This window comes from Pseudoalteromonas sp. K222D (assembly GCF_017653575.1).
Classification (GTDB): Bacteria; Pseudomonadota; Gammaproteobacteria; order Enterobacterales; family Alteromonadaceae; genus Pseudoalteromonas; species Pseudoalteromonas nigrifaciens.
Genome location: NZ_JAGGDL010000056.1, coordinates 1 through 16,717 on the forward strand (window position 1 = coordinate 1; position 16,717 = coordinate 16,717).

Annotated in this window: 15 protein-coding genes and 3 tRNA genes; 3 read left to right on the top strand and 15 right to left on the bottom strand. The window is 40.2% G+C overall.

Translation table 11 applies throughout. From position 1 onward, the window contains the following. Positions 1 to 296 precede the first annotated feature (296 nt). Positions 297 to 764 (top strand): YcxB family protein, encoded by a 468-nt coding sequence (locus tag J5X91_RS16955; RefSeq protein WP_208835279.1) that lies wholly within the window; start codon positions 297 to 299, stop codon positions 762 to 764. A 50-nt stretch (positions 765 to 814) separates the two neighbouring features. On the opposite strand, the gene csrA is transcribed toward J5X91_RS16955, so the two are convergent. The 6 genes from csrA to ribA all read right to left on the bottom strand — a co-directional run bounded on the left by csrA (position 815) and on the right by ribA (position 6,818). Further along, positions 815 to 1,006 carry a carbon storage regulator CsrA gene (gene csrA / locus J5X91_RS16960; protein WP_011327236.1) on the bottom strand — a complete coding sequence of 64 codons (192 nt, stop codon included), beginning with the start codon at positions 1,004 to 1,006 and terminating at the stop codon, positions 815 to 817. Positions 1,007 to 1,096: 90 nt separating this feature from the next. Then, positions 1,097 to 2,314, bottom strand: a complete 1,218-nt coding sequence (locus J5X91_RS16965; RefSeq protein ID WP_011327235.1) for an aspartate kinase — start codon at positions 2,312 to 2,314, stop codon at positions 1,097 to 1,099. Continuing rightward, positions 2,315 to 4,921, bottom strand: a complete 2,607-nt coding sequence (gene alaS / locus J5X91_RS16970) for an alanine--tRNA ligase (RefSeq protein ID WP_011327234.1) — start codon at positions 4,919 to 4,921, stop codon at positions 2,315 to 2,317. Between the two features lie 19 nt (positions 4,922 to 4,940). Further along, positions 4,941 to 5,393, bottom strand: a complete 453-nt coding sequence (locus tag J5X91_RS16975) for a regulatory protein RecX (RefSeq protein WP_011327233.1) — start codon at positions 5,391 to 5,393, stop codon at positions 4,941 to 4,943. Beyond that, positions 5,393 to 6,181 carry a BPSS1780 family membrane protein gene (locus tag J5X91_RS16980; RefSeq protein WP_197182840.1) on the bottom strand — a complete coding sequence of 263 codons (789 nt, stop codon included), beginning with the start codon at positions 6,179 to 6,181 and terminating at the stop codon, positions 5,393 to 5,395. The genes J5X91_RS16975 and J5X91_RS16980 overlap by 1 nt, the downstream gene beginning before the upstream one ends. A 13-nt stretch (positions 6,182 to 6,194) precedes the next feature. Beyond that, positions 6,195 to 6,818 (bottom strand): GTP cyclohydrolase II, encoded by a 624-nt coding sequence (gene ribA, locus J5X91_RS16985; RefSeq protein WP_011327231.1) that lies wholly within the window; start codon positions 6,816 to 6,818, stop codon positions 6,195 to 6,197. Positions 6,819 to 7,072: 254 nt separating this feature from the next. On the opposite strand from ribA, the gene J5X91_RS16990 reads away from it, so the two are divergent. Then, on the top strand, positions 7,073 to 8,170 hold the full coding sequence (locus tag J5X91_RS16990) for an energy transducer TonB (protein WP_011327230.1): 1,098 nt from the start codon (positions 7,073 to 7,075) through the stop codon (positions 8,168 to 8,170). Between the two features lie 122 nt (positions 8,171 to 8,292). Here the strand turns inward: J5X91_RS16990 and J5X91_RS16995 are convergent, their stop codons facing one another. From J5X91_RS16995 to J5X91_RS17005, 3 genes are all read right to left on the bottom strand, one after another. Further along, positions 8,293 to 8,754 carry a low molecular weight protein-tyrosine-phosphatase gene (locus J5X91_RS16995; protein WP_089367774.1) on the bottom strand — a complete coding sequence of 154 codons (462 nt, stop codon included), beginning with the start codon at positions 8,752 to 8,754 and terminating at the stop codon, positions 8,293 to 8,295. Between the two features lie 55 nt (positions 8,755 to 8,809). After that, a complete protein-coding gene (locus tag J5X91_RS17000) occupies positions 8,810 to 9,463 on the bottom strand; it encodes a glutathione S-transferase family protein (RefSeq protein WP_208835280.1) in 654 nt (217 codons plus the stop codon). A gap of 84 nt (positions 9,464 to 9,547) precedes the next feature. Then, complete coding sequence (locus tag J5X91_RS17005) at positions 9,548 to 10,054, bottom strand: DUF3087 domain-containing protein (RefSeq protein ID WP_208835281.1); 507 nt, start codon at positions 10,052 to 10,054, stop codon at positions 9,548 to 9,550. Between the two features lie 229 nt (positions 10,055 to 10,283). Here J5X91_RS17005 and J5X91_RS17010 point away from each other — a divergent pair, with 229 nt between their 5' ends. Continuing rightward, a complete protein-coding gene (locus J5X91_RS17010) occupies positions 10,284 to 11,432 on the top strand; it encodes a hypothetical protein (RefSeq protein ID WP_208835282.1) in 1,149 nt (382 codons plus the stop codon). A gap of 113 nt (positions 11,433 to 11,545) precedes the next feature. Here J5X91_RS17010 and J5X91_RS17015 read toward each other — a convergent pair whose 3' ends face one another. The 6 genes from J5X91_RS17015 to J5X91_RS17040 all read right to left on the bottom strand — a co-directional run bounded on the left by J5X91_RS17015 (position 11,546) and on the right by J5X91_RS17040 (position 16,717). Further along, positions 11,546 to 12,922: a Na+/H+ antiporter NhaC family protein gene (locus tag J5X91_RS17015; protein WP_041454342.1), complete on the bottom strand. Its 1,377-nt coding sequence runs from the start codon at positions 12,920 to 12,922 to the stop codon at positions 11,546 to 11,548. A gap of 135 nt (positions 12,923 to 13,057) precedes the next feature. After that, positions 13,058 to 14,719, bottom strand: coding sequence for a penicillin binding protein PBP4B (gene pbp4b / locus J5X91_RS17020; protein WP_208835283.1), 1,662 nt, complete (start codon positions 14,717 to 14,719; stop codon positions 13,058 to 13,060). A 10-nt stretch (positions 14,720 to 14,729) separates the two neighbouring features. Next, positions 14,730 to 15,905: a DUF1343 domain-containing protein gene (locus J5X91_RS17025; RefSeq protein ID WP_208835284.1), complete on the bottom strand. Its 1,176-nt coding sequence runs from the start codon at positions 15,903 to 15,905 to the stop codon at positions 14,730 to 14,732. Positions 15,906 to 16,225: 320 nt separating this feature from the next. Then, positions 16,226 to 16,302: transfer RNA gene (locus J5X91_RS17030), tRNA-Arg, on the bottom strand. A gap of 114 nt (positions 16,303 to 16,416) precedes the next feature. Then, positions 16,417 to 16,493 (bottom strand) — tRNA-Arg (locus tag J5X91_RS17035). Between the two features lie 147 nt (positions 16,494 to 16,640). Continuing rightward, positions 16,641 to 16,717: transfer RNA gene (locus J5X91_RS17040), tRNA-Arg, on the bottom strand.

Below are 16,717 nucleotides of genomic sequence, written 5' to 3' on the forward strand. Positions count from 1 at the left end.
GTGGTTGAAAGAGCTGTTTGAATATCCATAAAAAAACCGTAATTAGCGAAACTAATTACGGATTATTCACGATCATTTAGATCGGTCAACCTATCAATTAACCTTAACTGATCGGCATTACTCTAAAATGAGCCGTTTTTTTATGTGTGTAATAAAATAATATCTAAATTAAAGGTTGGATCTGATAAATAATAAACGCCAATATCTTTATCTATTATGCAGTTATTTATTATATAACTGCGCATTTACTGGTTAGCTTGTTAAAATGCATATAACTATGTTTTAAGAACTTCTATATGACACTTACAACAATCTACACGCTTGATAAGCCTTATTTTTATGAGTGCTTTGACGAATCAGTTGCGCATAGCAAGCGCGCGCAACCAAAATACTTTTTATTGGCGCTATTAGTAGCACTCGGTTTATTTGGAATTTATGGTTTAGACGATCATTACCTAGGATCTTTTCTGATCATGGTTGCGGTACTCGAATGTATTGCCTTTTATTATCGCCGTCCTTGGTGGGTTACTAGACAAATGCTAAGCAAAGCCTCGGGGTCTGAGGTCACCCTTACCTTTGACGAAGAAGGGATTAAATCGAGTAACTTTTATAAAAACACCCAACTTCTGTGGTCAGATATTAACGAAGTTATAACCACAGAGCGCGGCATACTATTAAAAAACAAAAAAGGTATGCAGTATATATCCAAGCACATATTAACTGCCGAAACACTTAATTTTATACACAAAAAAGCCACTCAGTGAGTGGCTTTTGGCAATAACTCAGTATGTAACTAAGTTATATACATTGCTGATTAAGCATTACCAGGTTCAGGGTTAGACTTTTCAGCTTGAATACGCATGTAAATCTCTTCACGATGCACTGAAACGTCTTTTGGTGCGTTAACACCGATTCGAACTTGATTCCCTTTAACACCTAGAACAGTAACGGTTACTTCGTCACCGATCATTAGGGTTTCACCTACTCTACGAGTTAGTATTAGCATTCTTTTGCTCCCTTGTTCCAATAAAATTATAAGATTCCGCTAAAACATTTTAATGAAAATTAGACTAAAAAGTAAGTAAAACCTATCAATCTATTCATTTTCTGTTAAAAATATCTTATGTAATGCACGAACAGCCAACTCTAGGTATTTTTCATCTATTAAAACCGATATTTTAATTTCTGATGTAGACACTAAAATAACATTAATATTTTCTGCAGCTAATGCATCAAAAAATAAACTAGCAACACCCGAATGTGACTTCATCCCCATACCAACAGCAGACACTTTAGCGACTGTTGTTAACCCAAAAATATTTTGTGCTGTTAACTGAGCTTGCTGCTCTGTTAAAACGTCTAATGCGTGTAAATAATCATTTGTGTGTACAGTAAAAGCATAGTCTACTTTGTCAACATTATGATTAACTTGATTAATCATATCTATTTCGATGCCATTATCTGCAAAAAGTTTCAAAATCTTTGCAAGATATTGTGTACCACTAAGTACACCCTCTACATTTATTAAACATTCATCACGATTAAACGCAATACCCGAAACGACATTACCAGGCATATCGCTCTCCTCAAAACTAATCAATGTACCAGCATCAGGGTAAAAACTTGATAGCACCCTAAGTGGCACATTATGCTTTCCTGCCGCTTCAACTGAACGAATATGCAATACTTTAGCCCCTAAACTTGCTAACTCTAGCATTTCAGCAAAGGTAACTTGGCTCATTCGTCGTGCATTAGGTTCAACACGAGGGTCTGTAGTATATACGCCGTTAACGTCGGTATAGATCTGACATTCGTCAGCTTTTATTGCTCCAGCAATTTCAACCGCCGAAGTATCGGTACCGCCACGCCCTAATGTAGTTACATTTCCTTCAATATCACGGCCCTGAAAACCCGCAATAATTGCAATACGGTTATGCTCAAGCTCATGTTTTAAACGCGTTGCAGCTACATCTGTAATACGGGCTTTGCCAAACATATTATCGGTTAAAATATTAACCTGATCGGCTAATAAACTCACAGCAGAATGACCGCGTTTAATAATAGCCATAGCTAATAAAGCCACCGAAACCTGCTCGCCGGTGCTAATTAATACGTCAAGTTCACGGCTACTTGGCCGAGTATCTATTTGTTTGGCGAGATTAATTAAGCGGTTGGTTTCTCCCGACATAGCCGAGAGCACTACAACCACTTGATGGCCTTGTTGTTTAGTTTTAACAACAAGGTCGGCAACCGCTTCAATTCGCTCTATTGAACCAACTGAAGTGCCACCGAACTTTTGAACAATAAGTGCCACTTAAGCTTGTGTTTTCTCAGTAAACCAAGCTGTTACACTGTCTAATGCTGCAGTTAGGTTTTCTGGCTCAGAGCCACCCGCTTGTGCCATATCTGGACGGCCGCCACCTTTACCACCTACTTGGCTGGCCATATGGTTAACTAGCTCACCGGCTTTAACTCTACCGGTTAAATCTTTAGTTACACCTGCAATTAAGCTCACTTTATCATCGCTTGCAACACCTAGTGCAATAACACCCGAGCCAATTTTGTTTTTAAGATCATCAACCATACCACGTAACGCTTTTGACTCAGTGCCCTTAACGTTGGCTATTAATAGCTTAATACCGTTAATTTCTACTACTGAATCAAGTAATGAGGCACCCGCAGCACTTGCTAGCTTATCGTTAAGTTGCGCAATTTGTTTTTCTAGCTGTTTTGATTTATCAAGCAGCGCAGTTACTTTTTCAAGTACTGACGCGCTGTCGGCTTTAACTACAGCAGCTACATCATTTAGCTTTTGCTCTTGCTCACTCACGTAGGCAATCGCGTCAGCGCCGGTTACCGCTTCAATACGACGAACACCCGCAGCAATACCGCTTTCAGATACTATTTTGAATAAACCAATATCACCTGCGCGTTCAACATGTGTACCACCACAAAGCTCAATAGAGTAGTCCCCAATAGTAACTACACGTACTTCGTCATCGTATTTTTCGCCAAATAACGCCATTGCACCTTTTGCTTTAGCGTCATCTATTGCCATAAGCTCGGTACTTAACGCAAAGTTACAACGAATTTCATCGTTTACTACACGTTCAATTTCGCGTAATTCTTCTTTGGTAACAGCTTCAAAATGTGAAAAGTCAAAACGCAAACGCTCTGCTTGAACTAGCGAGCCTTTTTGACCTACATGTTCGCCTAATAATTGGCGCAGTGTTTCGTGCAATATATGCGTAGCAGTATGGTTTTTCTTGATGCGTTCGCGGCGTGCGTCATCAATTGTTGCTTCTACTTTATCGTTAAGACCAATACGGCCTTGTACTATACCGTGGTGTGCAAATGCATTACCTAATTTAGTCGTGTTAGTTACTGTAAACTCGCCACCAGCAACGCTAATTACACCTGTATCACCAACTTGGCCGCCCGACTCTGCATAAAATGGCGTACGGTCTAGTATTACAATGCCTTTTTGGCCATCTTCTAGTAATGAAACCGACTCACTGCCAGCAAACACTTCAACCACAGTCGCACTATGGCTAGTGGTGGTGTAGCCTTTGTAAGTTGTTTGTTTGTCTGACTTTAATTGATCGTTATAATCGGCACCAAATTTACCGGCCTGCTGCGCTGTTTTACGCTGCACCGCCATGCACTCTTCAAAGCCTTTATTATCAATCGTCATTTGACGCTCACGCGCCACATCTGCAGTTAAATCCGCAGGAAAGCCATAAGTATCGTAAAGTTTAAATACTAAGTCGCCAGGAATTACATCACCTTTAAGGTCGCTTAAGCTTTCTTCTAAAATAGCTAAACCACGCTCTAGCGTTTTACCAAACTGCTCTTCTTCAATGCGCAATACTTTTTCAATAATTTCTTGCTGCTTTGCAAGCTCTGGGTACGCTTGGCCCATTTGCTCAATAAGTGCAGCTACTAATTTATAGAAAAAGGCACCTTGTGCACCTAACTTATTACCATGGCGAACAGCACGGCGAATAATACGACGTAGTACATAACCACGGCCTTCGTTAGATGGCATAACCCCGTCAGAGATTAAAAATGCACACGAACGAATATGATCCGCCACTACGCGTAGTGATTTATCGTCCATGTCTTGTGCGTTAGTAACACTTGCAGCAGCGGCAATTAAGCCTTTAAATAAGTCAATTTCATAGTTTGAATGAACGCCTTGTAAAATAGCAGCAATACGCTCAAGCCCCATACCTGTATCAACCGATTGCTTAGGTAGTGGCAGCATAGTTCCGTCGTTTTGACGGTTGTACTGCATAAATACTAGGTTCCAAATTTCGATAAAGCGATCGCCATCTTCCTCAGGTGATCCAGGAGGACCGCCCCAAATATGCTCGCCATGGTCGTAAAATATTTCAGAACACGGGCCACACGGACCGGTATCACCCATTGACCAAAAGTTATCTGCAGTGGCAATTCTAATAATGCGATCTGCAGGTAAGCCTATATCGTTAGACCAGTAGTTAAACGCTTCTTCATCGTCATGGTAAATAGTAACTAACAGTTTTTCTTTAGGTAGCTTTACTTCCTCTGTTAAAAACTGCCACGCAAATTTAATCGCGTCTTGCTTGAAGTAATCACCAAAACTAAAGTTACCTAACATTTCAAAAAATGTATGGTGACGCGCAGTATAACCAACGTTTTCTAAATCGTTATGTTTACCGCCAGCACGTACACAGCGCTGCGAGCTAGTCGCACGCGTATAAGGGCGGCTTTCTGCGCCTAAAAATACATCTTTAAATTGCACCATACCGGCATTGTTAAATAACAAAGTGGCATCGTTACCCGGTATAAGCGAGCTTGAAGGAACAACTTGATGTTGTTTGCTGGCAAAAAAGTCTAAAAACTGTTGTCTAATTTGTGCGGTAGTCATGTGCTGCATGTGAAGGTCTCACCCGTATTTACTGTGCTTGCATTGCAAAATCGATTTCATCGTAGCTAAAGCCTCTATACATTAGGTAGCGCACGCGCTTGGCCTTGTCTTTGTACTCGAGGTCTGCCGGTGTATTTGAATATTTTTTATTGTACGCATCCTGCGCCAGCTCAAACCAATCTACTTCAAGCTCTTCAATTACTTTTTCAAGTAATGAACGGTCAATCCCTTTGCCCATAGCTTCGCTTTGAATGCGCCTTAAGCCATGGCATTTAAATATGTGTTTTCTAACAAAGCCTTCACAGTAACGTTGCTCGTTTACAAAATTGTGCTTTTCGCACCAATCAAGCAAGGTTTCGATAAACTCATCTGTGGCTTCTTTTTTTTGTAATTTGAACGTTAATTCTCGGCGTGAATATTCTTGCCTTGATAACAACCAAAGTACATAGTTTTTTAATTTCTGCTTTAACTTATCATCCATTAAGCGTCAAAACGCCCACTAGATTCACTACTTAATGGCGTAATATTGCTATCGTCACTTGGTGGTACAACCGGCATAAAAATAGCTTGATAAGATACAAAAAAGCTAATGTAGCAAATAGGCATTAAAACCAACAAGGGTAAGAACGATAAAAACATCGAAAGCACAATAAACAACCCGCAAATAATAGCATAAACGCTTAGCGGTAAAATATTATAATAAAACACCATAAAGGAGTTTTTAAGAGCGCTAAAAATGCGCTGTTCTTTATTAAAGTAAACTAATGGAACCGCGTAAGCGAATGCAGTTAAATAAACCGACAACGCTAATAAAAATAGCACCACGCTTGCCATAGAAATACTCTCTAACATTTGGCTAATTGCTATATTAGGATCTAAATCTGGCTGCGCCATAACCGCAATTGCATCGGCAAATAAACCGTTTGCTAATAATGCCATTAAAATACCCGCACCCATTTGGTACAAAGCCAAACGCAGTAAACCTAAACGATTACCTTTAGTGGTAATGGGTTTGAGAATATCAGCGAGCATAATTTTACCGCCTTGCTGCTTAGTAAGCACAGCCTGATAAAATCCTGCGGTTAAAAATGGCGTAGCTAAAGCCGCTACCACTTGTAATAGCGGTAAAAATAACGACAACAGGCCAACAATACCAATAAATAAATGCATAAAAATAAAAGTAAGCGGCTGGGTTTTAAAAATAAGCCAGCCCGCTTTAAACCACTTTAGGGCAGCATCGGCCTTAAAAACTCGTAATTGTGTAGACATAGTTACTCTTAATTTAAGGTTTTTTAATTTTTTTGATATCTAACATGTGCGCGCCATGTTTAATTTTGGTTTCTAAATACGCTTTATTACCCGCAACACCGGCTTTAATGTGTGCGTGCGTACCCACAACCGAATCAACCGTAATACCAGCATCTCTTAGTGCATTAAGCTTTTTAGGGTTATTGGTCATTAATTTAACGTGGGGTAAATTAAGCGCATTTAGCATTAGCACCGCATCCGAAAAATCACGTAAATCATCGGCAAAACCTAAATGATTATTTGCCTCATAAGTGTTCATACCTTGCGACTGCAACACGTAAGCATCTATTTTATTATACAAACCAATACCACGACCTTCTTGGCGTAAATACAATAAAATACCGCCTTGCTCGTGCATCATTTCAATACACTCATTTAACTGCTCACCGCAATCACAACGCGACGAGTAAAATACATCACCCGTTAAACACTCTGAATGCATACGAATAAGCGGTACATCTTGCTCTGTATCAGCGTTGTTAAACACCATAGCAATATGTTCTTTGCCATCTTTTAAATCAGTAAACGAGATAATTTCAGCGGGAATATCACTGTTCTTGCCAACATTAAGCTGAACTCTTGCTCTTACTTGCGCCACGACAAATCCAAATATTTAAATAACTACGACACGATAATGAAGTGATATTATCACAAAAGAATACAAAAAGATCGAAATCCAAGGGTATTTATTGCAATTATATGGCGACGAGAAGCTTAATTATCAATGCATAATTACAATATATAATTCTCACTAAAGCCCTTACTGTTTACCTTTATTTACATCAATTCATGACTAATTATAAGTAAATTGTTAATGTGTTAAAAAGTATAATAATTATAATATGGAACATTATGAAACCACATAAACTCGCCTTACTGCTTAGCCTTAACCTTTCAGTTATTACTGCATCGGCTTTTGCAAGCGAAGCTACAAATGCAAACACTGCATTTTCTCAAGCGTACCAAAATTACTTAAGCGCCGTAGATACCAACGAAAACATACAACAAGCTGCCAAACTCGCTTACTCTTTAGGTGCTAAAGTATATGGCGATAACGCAGATAACACCGCAAATTTAGCCATTAATTACGCTAAAGCTATCAGCGGATTTAACCAGGAAGACGAAGCTAAACGCTACGAACTGTATAAACAGGCGTACAATATTTTAGCTAACAATCATGGTGAAAGCTCAGTCGAGACAATAGACGCCTTACTAGGTATGGCAAGCAATACTAAATCAGCGCGTCAGGCCGATAGCCAATTGGAACGTATAGTTGATATAGCAAAGGAGCTTAAAAAACCAAGATTTGTAGCCGACATGCAATTTGCTGCAGCCTCTTTGTTAGTTAAAAAGTTTGTGCCAGAAAAATACCGTTCTGCTAAACACTACGCCGAAGAAGCTGACGAGTATTACCAAGCAAACTTACCTGAAAACGCTGTAGAGCGTATCAAATCAGATTTTTTAATGGCCTCGTTTGATGAAGGTCGTAAAAAATATGATTCAGCAATTACAAGGTTAAACCGCATAGTCACCGTATTTGATAATAACTTAAGCTACGATCACAGCGCCGAGCTAAGCGCTCACTCTAAGCTTATAGCACTATACGAAAAGCAAGGCGAAAGTGAGCAAGCAACTAAGCACTGCTTAGCTATTGCTAAAATGGTGCCTTGGGAAGAAAGCCAAGAACAAACCCCGCTTTATCGTGTTAATCCTGACTACCCTATGGGCAAAGCACGCCAAGGTAAAGATGGCAGTGTAGTTATGGAATTTGAAGTAGACACCGCAGGCTTTGTTAAAAACGTGAGTGTGCTTGATTCAAATGGCGGCGTAACTTTTGAGCACTCGGCAAAAAAAGCGGTAGAGCAATGGCGCTATGCTCCTAAATTTGAAGATGGCATACCTGTAACAGCAAAAACCCAAGTACGGCTCGACTTCAAAATTAACCGATAACTTAGTGAACTACCCAGCGACTAAAGATCACAGGGTTTTCTCGCTAAGTAATCATAAATTTTCTAATAAAAAAGGCGCAATTTAGCGCCTTTATTATTCACTGTAACGCACAAGGCCATTACTTAAATATTGGGGGTTAATTTAGCTAATATTTTATCACTTGCTGCTTCAATTAAATCTAGCACCTTTTCAAAACCATCGTCCCCACCATAATAAGGATCGGGAATAGCACTTACAGCCTGCTCACCAAACTCTAAAAACAGTGCAAGCTTATACTGTAAATGTGCTGGGCAACGCTGAGTTAAATCGGCTAAATTTTGTTTGTCGGCGGCTAAAATCAAATCGAATTCAGTAAAATCACTACTGCGCACTTTACGCGAATAAATCCCTTTGAAGCTATAACCTCGTTTTTCGCCCGCCTGCATAGATCGGCTATCTGGTGAATTGCCTTCGTGATGACCTATAGTACCGGCCGAATCAACTTTAACGGCAATACCTAACTGCTCAGCACGTTTTTTTAATACCGCTTCAGCTGTAGGCGATCGACAAATATTACCTAAACACACAACTAGTATTTTTTTCATAGAGCCTCCCTCTAAACTAAACGCTATTAATTACTGAACTAAATAACCTTAAACACTATTGCATTGACGCAAGCATAGCCTGCTCACTTTGTAATAAAGTTTGCATTGCTGGTAATTCTTTTACACGCTCAAAAAGTGCAGCTAAATTTGGCCAGCGCTGTGCATTAATCTGCTCGCCCGCATGCTGCATATTGATTATCTGCGACGCAAACGCTATATCAGCAAGGGTTAACGCGTTACCTACAAAGTAATCATTATGACCTAGCACGCCTTCAAGGTAGTCAAAGTGCGGTGGTAACTGCTCATTCATAGCCAACTTTACTAAACTTTCATCACATACTTTTTGCATACCTAAATTAATTACTCGCTGTTGAAACACAGTAAAAGTAGTTAACGGCGCAAGTTCATAATCAGCGTATTTTTCTAACCAGCGTACCTGAGCCGTCTGCTCGACAGTGTCGCCAAGTAATGCTGTATTCCCTGTGTATTTATCATCAAGGTATTGGCAAATAACACTCGAATCAGCCAGCACTAAATCACCATCTTTAAGCGCTGGTATACGCCCTAATGGATTTAACTCAAAAAACCAAGCCGGTTGATTAAACGGCGACACTATTTCTAACTTATAATCTAACTGCTTTGCAGCCAAACACAGACACACCTTGCGTACATAAGGAGAAAGAGGTACGCCATAAACAATTAAACTCATGTTAAACCCTTATCAGAAGAAAAAAGCGCAACTAATACGCTAATTAAAAAGCTATTTAATACTTAAAATCGTTTTAAAATTGCTTTAAAAGTTCTTTAAAATACTTGCATCATAGTCATTGGCATCAAGTGTTAAATTATACTTAGCCGCCACACTATCCAGCTCAGCTTGCTTAATTGCTAAGTCATCCATAGTGATTGTATTGTCATCGAGCTGCCATAACAATTTAGAGCCCGCGTAACTGTAATGAATAGCCAATAGCGCATCACTATTACCTTCACGCCCTGCAGCCTTTAACTTCGCCATTTTACGCGTTATTTTATTAAGCGCTTGTTTAAGCTCCCACACATACACCACTTCAATCATAAACGGATGCGTGCGGTATTTATTAAGTAACCACGCAAGCCCTAATGCGCTAATAACAACGCCCGTTACATTCCAATGAAAGTGAGTGCCGCTCTCATCAGGAAACAAAGCAATCAGCGCTTGCGATATAGCTAAGCTCCCAACAGCTAAACCCACAGCACAACCGGCAATAACACGGTTTAAATGCTTACGATAACGCGCTTTATTTATTTCAATGAGTTGCATAACAGCCTAAAATTAAGTGAACAAAATATAACTGCCGCCATTGTAACTAAACAATCCACTTATCGAAAAATCTATTTGCGTTCTTTTTGATTTAACAACAGCATTAGTGCTATTAGCCCTCTGCAACGTTAGTAGCTGTTAATCAATGGTTAGCCAACGAATTAATTTGCACTGCGTCTAGATGCGTAGGATAGTAACCAAATAATCGCTGTAACTGTATAGGACTACCATGCTTAAACTACTATTTGCTTCAAGTTTAATTTTTTCTTCTTGCTCGGTTTTGAGTAATAATTTAACAACCGAAGAGCAACGAATTGAAGCCGCTACCCACGCCATGCCTCAGGTGCTAATGGCCTTTGCTGATGAGATGAATCAATTTGAACAGCAATGGAAAAGCCTTAACAACTTTCAGCATGCAACTGACTTAATCGCTGATTATTCAAGTCAATTATGGTTAAACGCCAAACAACGTATTGTTACAACTAAAAACTACGATGATCGCGAGCTTTACTGGGCACGATTACTTTCAAGTAAAATAATTCGCTCTGTTAAGCCAAAATTTACCCTCTCAGTTGCTGAGCAAAATAACCTTTTAACTCAGTTAGAAAAAGGCAGTCGCGGTCATAACGATCTCAGTTTTACTCAAGGCAGTACTAAAAAAATTATCCTTACCGGCTTTGACCCCTTTTTATTAGATAAAAACATAAATCAAAGTAATCCATCTGGAGTTGCTGCCCTCTTACTAGATGGTCAAGTAATTAACTACCAAGGCATTAGCGCTGAAATTAACACCGTTATGGTGCCCGTTCGTTATGCCGACTTTGATCAAGGTATAATCGAAGCACTCCTCGCGCCCTATTACGCCCTGAATAATGTCGATATGATTGTTACTGTAAGCATGGGTCGCAAAGATTTTGATTTAGAAAGATTTCCCGGTAAGCGCCGCAGCGTAACTGCCCCAGACAATGCCAATATTATATTTGGCGGGACACAAACAGCTCCCTTGCTCCCAAGTTTAAATAACCAGCCACTGCCAGGTAACGAATTTGTACAATTTAGCCTTCCCGTGGCAAATATGCAGCAAGCACAAGGGCCGTATAAGGTTATTGATAATCATAAAATCACTACCTTAGAAAAAACTTACGAGCCTGCAACACTTGCCGAGTTGCAAAATAGCATTGCCGTAAATGGCTCTGGCGGTGGATACCTGTCTAACGAAATTTCGTATCGCAGTATACGCCTTCGTAATCAACTTAATTCAACCATTCCAACAGGCCATATTCACACACCCAGAATTCAACAGTTTGAGCCGAAAACGGAAGCAAAAATAGTAAAGCAAATTACCGCAATGCTAGAGCACAGCTTAAATGCGTTGTAAGTAGCTGACTTGTCGGATGGCGCGGCTGCGCCGCTTATCCAACCTACGTATAAACAAAAAGCCTGCAAATTTGCAGGCTTTTTGTCATTCAAAATGAGTAATCATAAACACGCTTATAAAACAATTATGCTCGTTACTAAGTAGGCTATAAGTGTCAGGCCACCAGCGAACAAGGCATAGGGTAGCTGGGTTTTAACGTGGGTGAGTAAGTCACAGCCTGAGGCGATAGCCGATACTGCGCTGGTGTCGGATATGGGCGAGCAGTGATCGCCAAATATACCGCCACCTAAAATAGCGCCTAATACCAACGACGGCGGCAAACCCAATGCTTGAATAAGCGGCACGCCAATAGGGATTAAAATTGCAAAGGTGCCCCACGATGTCCCCGTAGTAAACGACATAACCGCACCGGTTAAAAACAGTGCCGGTACCACCAAGTAAATAGGGAGGTAATCGCCCACTAAAGATGCCACAAACACACCAGTACCCAACTCTTTTAAGCTTGCTCCTAAAGTTAACGATAACAATACAATGCCTACTAGTGGCAGTAATTCGCCCATCCCTTTAAAGCCTGTTTCAACTAACTTATGGTGGCTAAATTGGCGTGATGCTAGCATTAAAAAGTAAGCTACAACTATGGCTAAAACGGTTGCATACAATACCGACTTTGAGCCACTACCTTCTGCCAATACACCGTTACCTGTGTAAAACATAAAGCCCACCATGCTAACAATCAGCGTAATAAGGGGCACTAACATAAAGCGTGCTTTAGAGCCTTTTACTTCTTCTTTTAAGTCAGTTGTTTGTAGCTCTAGTTTTTGCTCAGCTTGTTTCATTGGGCCATGTACTTTATCAAACGCAATGGTGTAAAAAACAATAACAAGCGTGATTATGGCGTAAAAGTTATAGCCTACGCTGCCCCAAAGTACCGATACAGCCGATTCACCTAACTCGTAGTTGCTTAATAACCCTAGTACAAATGCGCCCCAACCATTTAGTAATATTAAAATACATACCGGCGCACTGGTGCTATCGATAATATAAGCTAAGCGGGCGCGGCTCATTTTAAATTTATCGAATAATCCGCGCGATAAAATACCTGCAGTAAGTACACTCAGGTTTGACTCTATAAACACCGCAATGCCAGTAAACATAGTTAAAAAGCCAACTTGACGCTTACTTTTCGCTATACCTTTGTTCATTAACATATTAACGGTAGCGGCTACTCCACCCGACTCGCGAATGTAGGCAAGCAAAGCACCAATCAAAATACTAAAAATTAAAATACGGGTATTGCCGGGCGAGCTTGCTACGCTAACAATACGTTCAATAGTGTTTAAAAAGGTATTAAATACACTACTGCCCTCACCCTGTAATGCGAGTAAAAACTCTGACGAAGCCACTGCAAGCAACAGCGCCATAATAACCTCTTTGCGCCAAAATACGACAGCAATGGCGATTAACGGCGGTAAAATAGAATACCAAGACATAAATTAACCTTTATTTTAGTGTGCTTATTTACGGGGTAAATATTTTACACTTTGTTATCTAGCTTAAGTTTTACAGTCAAAACCCATTTAAGTAAACCACTAAGCACATTGATATATGCTATTTATACTGTCAGTTTATTGATTTAATAACGCTTCGTATATTAATGAAACAACCGAGCCATATTGTGCAGTTTCATAATTTTTACCACTAAATTGATAACTTTTTTGCGAGCCTGTAATTGGCGTATGCCGCGCATTAGTTAATAAAATAATCGCTAAGTCGTAAACGGGATCAATTACCGTTACTGTGCCTGTCCAACCTGTATGCCCATAAGCCTGTGCGCTTGCGTAAGGGCCAAAGTGCCAACGCCTTGCTTGGTTATTACCAGCAAGCCTAAAGCCCAGCCCGTAGGTTTCATCGCTACTTTGTGGGGTTAAAAACTGCGCTAAAGCACTTGCACTAAAAAGCTGCTTATCGCCGTAACCACCATTATTTAATAGTAGCTGACAAAGTATGGCTAAATCTGGCGCATTACTAAATAACCCCGCGTGCCCTGCTACGCCACCTAGAGAATAGTACGCACGCTCGTCATGTACTTGGCCTTGTAAAACATGGGTGCGAATATTATCAAATTTGATTCGTCCGTCTCGCGTGTTACCACCCAGCTCTGTGGCGGCAAATTGCTGAGCATTAAAGCCTTTTTTAAGGGGGTTAAACACAGTGTTATGCAATTTTAATGGCGCATATACTTGTTGCTCTAGGTAATCGTCAAGTGAAATACCGGTTATACGCTCAACCAATACTCCTAAAATCATGTAATCAATGTCTGAATAAACATGCTGCCCGAGCGATTTTTCGCTAAGTGGCACACTGGTAAGTAAGAGCTTTTTTGTAGTATGGCTATTTTGTGAGTAAAACACATCGCCATTGCTACTGTCTTTACGATGAAAATCAAACACCGGCGGATAGCCTGCGCTATGCGTGAGTAAATCTTTTACGCGTCGCTGCTCTCGACCATCGCCTTGATACTCTGGTAAATATAATTGCACTGGCTTATTAATATTTAATAGGCCTTCGCTTACTAACTTCATTAATGCAAAGTTGGTAGCAAATATTTTAGTATTAGAGGCTAAGTCAAATAAGGTATCAGTTTGCATTGGCTCTGGGCGTAATAGCATTAAATCGTTCTGTTGATACTGTTTTGCATCGCCATAAGCAGTTAATTTAATTAACTCACCACTTTTTACTACCGCTAAAACAGCACCAGGAAAACCCGCTTTAATATCTCGATCTATTAATGCATCTACCTCACTAAAATTAGCCTGCTGATGCGATGCTTTATTTAAAGTAGGAAACGCAAAGCGCAGCGTTAAACTTGCTCCCGCTGGTTGAATGTTTGCAACTTTAAAGGTGTTAACCCCGTTATGCGTTAGCTTTGCTAAACTATATTGGTACACAGTATTAGCGCCGAGCAATTGCTTAATATTAAGCAGTTGATTATTTATATAAATGTCGGCACTTTTAGCACTATGATTTTGAATTAACAGCTGCCCATGGCCTTTATAGGCTTTAAACGTGCCGCGATTATTTACATACTCACGGCTACTAGGGTTTGGCTCAGGAAAGGTAACAATTACTTGCGCATTAGGCAGCTCAACTAGTTTACTTTGCGTTAATAGCGCCTTGGGCTCGAGCGGCTCTACAGAGGAGCTACATGCCCCCAGCATAAAACTTAAAGCCACTATTAATAACTTTTTTATACTGTAATAATTTTTATTTTTTAAATATAAGTACATAAGCTGCCTTTTACTCATATAACAAATAAGGTGCTCTTTGCTGTTTAAATTGCATCAGGGCCGCCTGCCAAGTTTGCTTTATTTGTTGTGCCGATTGCCCCGCCTCAATAGCTAAGCGCAGCTTATCGGTACCTGCTAACTTATCCATAAAATCAGCGCGCTCAAAAAACGTAATATCATTATTATTAAGCTGCTTATAAGCACTTATTAAGTAGCTTAAATCTAACCCTTTAGTGGTAGCTTGACGTAAATCGAGCCCTTGCACTGCTTGGTTTTTAAATTTAGGATTTAGTGCCGCGCCTTTAATAGCGCGCGGGGTAAAACTAAACTCTCCTAAAGCAATCGGTGAATACCCTATAACCTGAAACGCAAAATCGGTGCCTCTGCCAATACTAATTGGCGTGGCTTCAAAAAAGCACAGTGACGGATAAAGCGAAATAGCAGTATCATTTGGTAAATTAGGGCTTGGCTTTATCGGTAAACTATAGCTAGTTGCGCGTGTATAACCACTAACTGGGATCACATTAAGCTCTAAAGCAGCTGCTTGATTTATCCAGCCTTCACCTTTGATCATGTTTGCAAGCTCGCCCACAGTCATACCATGAACTATAGGAATGGGGTGCATACCTACAAATGACTTAAATTGTGGCTCTAATATGGGCCCATCAACATAAGCAATATTTGGGTTTGGTCTGTCAAGTACAATAAACTCCACCCCTTGTTCGGCAGCTGCTTCCATCATGTAATGCATAGAGCTTATATAAGTATAAAATCGCACACCCACATCTTGAATATCAAAAATTATTACATCAACATCAGCTAAAACTTCGGCGCTCGGTTTTTTATTGTTGCCGTAAATAGAAATAAGCGGAATACCTGTTTTACTATCAACGGCATTTTTTACGTGCGCCCCCGCATCGTGATCGCCACGAAAGCCATGCTCAGGTGCAAATATTTTAGTTATGTTTACGTTTTTTTCCCGCAGGCTATCTACTAAATGGATTTGTTCTACTGTTGATGTTTGATTAACCACCAGCCCTACGCGCTTATTTTTTAACTGCGGTAAATACTTTGTGTATTGCTGCGCCCCCACAACAATTGAACCTTTAGCTTCATCAGCTTGTACGCTGAGTATTAAAGTAGCGCTAAAAATAAAAAACAACGTAATAAATAGGGTTTTAAACATACTGCAATATCCTTTTAAACAAGGCGTTTAAAGTAACATAGGTAATAAAAAAGAGCAGCTTTAGAAAGGTGTTAAGTAATTAGAACCTGCCGTTTCTCTCGCGAACAAGTTCTCCGTCAATAGGGATGGCAATCTACAATTTTCACTTTATTTCAGGCATAAAAAAACCGACTCAAGTGTCGGTTAATGTATGAAAGTGGTGGGCGCAGGACGTATCTTGTAAGAGTGAACCTCCGAGTGCTCGGTTCTCGGCCACACAATAATTTCACTTTATTTCAGGCATAAAAAAACCGACTCAAGTGTCGGTTAATGTATGAAAGTGGTGGGCGCAGGAGGATTCGAACCTCCGACCGCTCGGTTCGTAGCCGAGTACTCTATCCAGCTGAGCTATGCACCCACTTTCATTGTTTGCTTATTTAAACTCTAAGCGGAGTGTATAACTTTAAAATAAAAAAACCGATTTTCATCGGCTTATTTTTCTTACACTTAAAAGTGTATGAAAATATGAAAGTGGTGGGCGCAGGAGGATTCGAACCTCCGACCGCTCGGTTCGTAGCCGAGTACTCTATCCAGCTGAGCTATGCACCCACTTTCATTTTTACTTTACTTGTTTTTACTCTAAGTAGGAGTCTATAAAGTGGTGGGCGCAGGACGTATCTTGTAATAATGAACCTCCGACCGTTTGGTTTTAGCCAACACTTTACTTATTTATACTCTAAGTAGGAGTCTATAAAGTGGTGGGCGCAGGAGGATTCGAACCTCCGACCGCTCGGTTCGTAGCCGAGTACTCTATCCAGCTGAGCTATGCACCC